The organism is Halorubrum sp. AJ67, assembly GCF_000513435.1.
On record NZ_CBVY010000022.1, the window covers coordinates 6558 to 9595 of the forward strand.

3 protein-coding genes are annotated in these 3038 nt (G+C 67.7%); all 3 read left to right on the forward strand.

Annotated elements, in window-relative coordinates; all coding sequences use genetic code 11:
• Positions 1-202 precede the first annotated feature (202 nt).
• The 3 genes from BN903_RS13810 (at position 203) to BN903_RS13815 (ending at position 2804) form a co-directional block, all read left to right on the forward strand.
• Positions 203-2008, forward strand: a complete 1806-nt coding sequence (locus BN903_RS13810) for a S9 family peptidase (RefSeq protein WP_048078286.1) — start codon at positions 203-205, stop codon at positions 2006-2008.
• A 347-nt stretch (positions 2009-2355) separates the two neighbouring features.
• Positions 2356-2478 carry a hypothetical protein gene (locus BN903_RS18375; protein WP_255331292.1) on the forward strand — a complete coding sequence of 41 codons (123 nt, stop codon included), beginning with the start codon at positions 2356-2358 and terminating at the stop codon, positions 2476-2478.
• An 86-nt stretch (positions 2479-2564) separates the two neighbouring features.
• Complete coding sequence (locus BN903_RS13815) at positions 2565-2804, forward strand: hypothetical protein (protein ID WP_048078287.1); 240 nt, start codon at positions 2565-2567, stop codon at positions 2802-2804.
• The last annotated feature ends 234 nt before the right edge of the window (positions 2805-3038 follow it).

Below are 3038 nucleotides of genomic sequence, written 5' to 3' on the forward strand. Positions count from 1 at the left end.
AGTTATACGACGCGCATACGCCGACCGCACGGGGGCAGCCGGTAAAAAGACACGGCATCCGGGCGGGACGACGTGTTGACCGCCGGACGCAACGGCGCGGCGGCGCGGGTCAGACCGGGGCCGAGACGCGGGCCGGAGCCGGAGTCGCGGCGCGGATTCCGTCACCCGAAACGGTTTCACGGCACGCGCAGAACCGAGTAGCATGCGACAGTACGACATCGAGCGCTACCTGAACGTGCGGAACGCGGGCGGTGCCGACCTCGGTCCCGACGGCCGCCTCTCGTTCCTCCTCAACACGACCGGGACGGGGCAGGTGTGGTCGGTCCGCGAGCCGGAGTCGTGGCCCGAACAGCACACCTTCTTCGAGGAGTCCGTCTCCTTCGTCGACTCCTCGCCGGAGCGGTCCGAGGCCGTCTTCGGCATGGACGAGGGCGGCAACGAGCGCGCGCAGCTGTACCGGCTCGACTACGAGTCGGGCGCGATCACCGACCTGACGGCGATGCCCGAGGCGAAACACCGGTGGGGCGGGTGGGACTCGACCGGCGACCGGTTCGCGTTCGCGTCGAACCGCCGCGACGAGGCCGTCTTCGACGTCTACGTTCAGGGCCGCGACGAGACCGGCGACGACGCCGAGTTGGTCCACGAGGGCGACGGCTGGCTCTCGGTCGCCGGCTGGTCGCCGAGCGACGACCGCCTGATCGTCCACGAGGCGCACTCCTCGTTCGACCACGACCTCTACACCCTCGATCTCGCGACCGGCGATCTGACCCACCACACGCCCCACGAGGGCGACGCCCGCTACAGCAGCCCCGAGTGGGGACCGGACGGCGAGGGCGTCTACCTCGTCACCGACCGCGAGAGCGACACGCTCCGCCTGGAGCGGCTTGACCTCGCCACCGGCGAGTTCGCCGTCGTCGCCGACGGCGGCGAGTGGAACGTCGACGGCGTCGCGGTCGAGGAGGACTCGCGCCGGCTCGTCTACTCCCGGAACGTCGACGGCTACACCGAACTCACGGTCGGCGAACTCGTCGCGCCCGACCGGATCGACGAGTTCCCCGAACCGGACCTCCCGGACGGCGTCGCCGGCGGCGTGAGCTTCGGCCCCGAGGGCGACCGGTTCGCGGTGACCGCGACGGGCAGCACCCACAACGCGAACGTCTACGTCGTCGACGCGGAAAGCGGGGAAGCGGAGCGGTGGACACGTGCCTCGACCGCGGGGATCCCGCGCGACTCGTTCGTCGAGCGCGAACTGGTTCACTACCCCACCTTCGACGGAAGGGACATCCCGGCGTTCTTCTCCGTGCCGGAGACGGAGCCGCCCGAGTCCGGGTACCCCGTCGTCGTCGACATCCACGGCGGGCCGGAGTCACAGCGGCGGCCCTCCTTCGCGTCGGTCACGCAGTACCTGTTGAACAACGGGTACGCCGTCTTCGAGCCGAACGTCCGCGGCTCCTCGGGGTACGGGAAGGCGTACTCGGGGCTCGACGACGTGGAAAAGCGGATGGACTCGGTGAAGGACATCCGCGAGGGCGTCGGGTGGCTCCACGACCACCCCGAGGTCGACCCGGACCGGATCGTCGCGATGGGCGGCTCCTACGGCGGCTTCATGGTGCTCGCGTCGCTGACGGAGTACCCGGAGCTGTGGGCCGCCGGCGTCGACATCGTCGGCATCGCGAACTTCGTCACGTTCCTCGAAAACACCGGCGACTGGCGGCGCTCGCTGCGCGAGGCCGAGTACGGCTCGCTGGCGGAGGACCGGGAGTTCCTCGAGTCGGTCTCGCCGATCAACAACATCGACCGGATCGAGGCCCCCCTCTTCGTCCTCCACGGCGAGAACGACCCGCGGGTCCCGGTCGGCGAGGCCGAACAGATCGTCGAGAAGGCTCGCGAGCAGGGCGTTCCCGTCCGGAAGCTGATCTTCGACGACGAGGGGCACGGCTTCGCGAAACTGGAGAACCGCATCGAGGCGTACCGCGGGATCGTCGACTTCCTCGCGGAACACGTCTGACGGGCACCGCCCGGCCCGTCGCCGCCGAAGTCGGGCTCGCGGACGAGACGCCGGTCACCGTCGGTCGGTTTTGCGACGTTTCCAGAGCGGATACAGCTCCGCGAGCGCGATCAGCGAGATCACCACGCCCGCCACCAACATCAACGTGTCCGGGTCAATGTCACGCATACCCATGGTACGGTCCTCAGCCTCAAATCGTTTCGTGCGGTTCGTGCGGTTCGTGAGAAATCGGACCAGTCTTCGGTGGTCCGAGCGGCAGCGTGCCACTCATCGGAGTCGCGGTGCCGACGGAACCCGTTCGTCACCGACACCGAGGTATATTGTCGTGGGGGCCGTATCGGAGTTGTATGCTTCCGACTTCGGTCGACGCCGTTATCGACGACGAGCGCGCGTTCGCGGCGGTCATGGTGCTGCTGTCGGTCCTGATCTTCGTACTCGTGTTCCGGAGAGAGCGATCCGGGTCGTCGTGACACCGACGACGGTGTGAAACGATCGGGACTCGGATCGAGGTCTGTGGCGAGGAAACACATATCACTGTCTAGGACGTTACAAGTGTGTGAGCGACACAACAGAGGAAACGGCGGTCGAAGTGGTCGAAGAGGTCAGCAGCGACGGACTCGGACCCGCAGTGTTCGCGGCGGTCGGGTCGGTCGCACTCGCGCTGTACTTCTACTACGTGCGCGGCGACAAGCAGCGCGGGCAGTTCGTCGGTCTGTGGCCGGTGACGATTCTCGGTCTCGCGTCGTACTTCAAGCTGGAAGAGATCCAGGAGGCGCTCTCGGCGAGCGACGACTGAACGGATCCCGCTCGTACCGACCGAGCACGCCCCGTCGCGCCGCGGTCTTCCGGCACCGCGGCTCGCCCGCGATCGTCCGGCGGATCCGGACGGTCGTGACTGTTATACACACTCGGGCGGGAACGGAAGTATGACCGCGTCTGAACCGCTCGGATTGCTACTCGATCAGGCGCAGGACAAGGTCGTCCTCATAGACGGGGACGGCACGTTCACGTACGTGAGCGGTTCCGCCGA

Coding starts and splice junctions, on each gene's coding strand:
- BN903_RS13810 (WP_048078286.1), top strand. CDS start 203: ATGCGACAGTACGACATCGAGCGCTACCTGAACGTGCGGAACGCGGGC.
- BN903_RS18375 (WP_255331292.1), top strand. CDS start 2,356: ATGCTTCCGACTTCGGTCGACGCCGTTATCGACGACGAGCGCGCGTTC.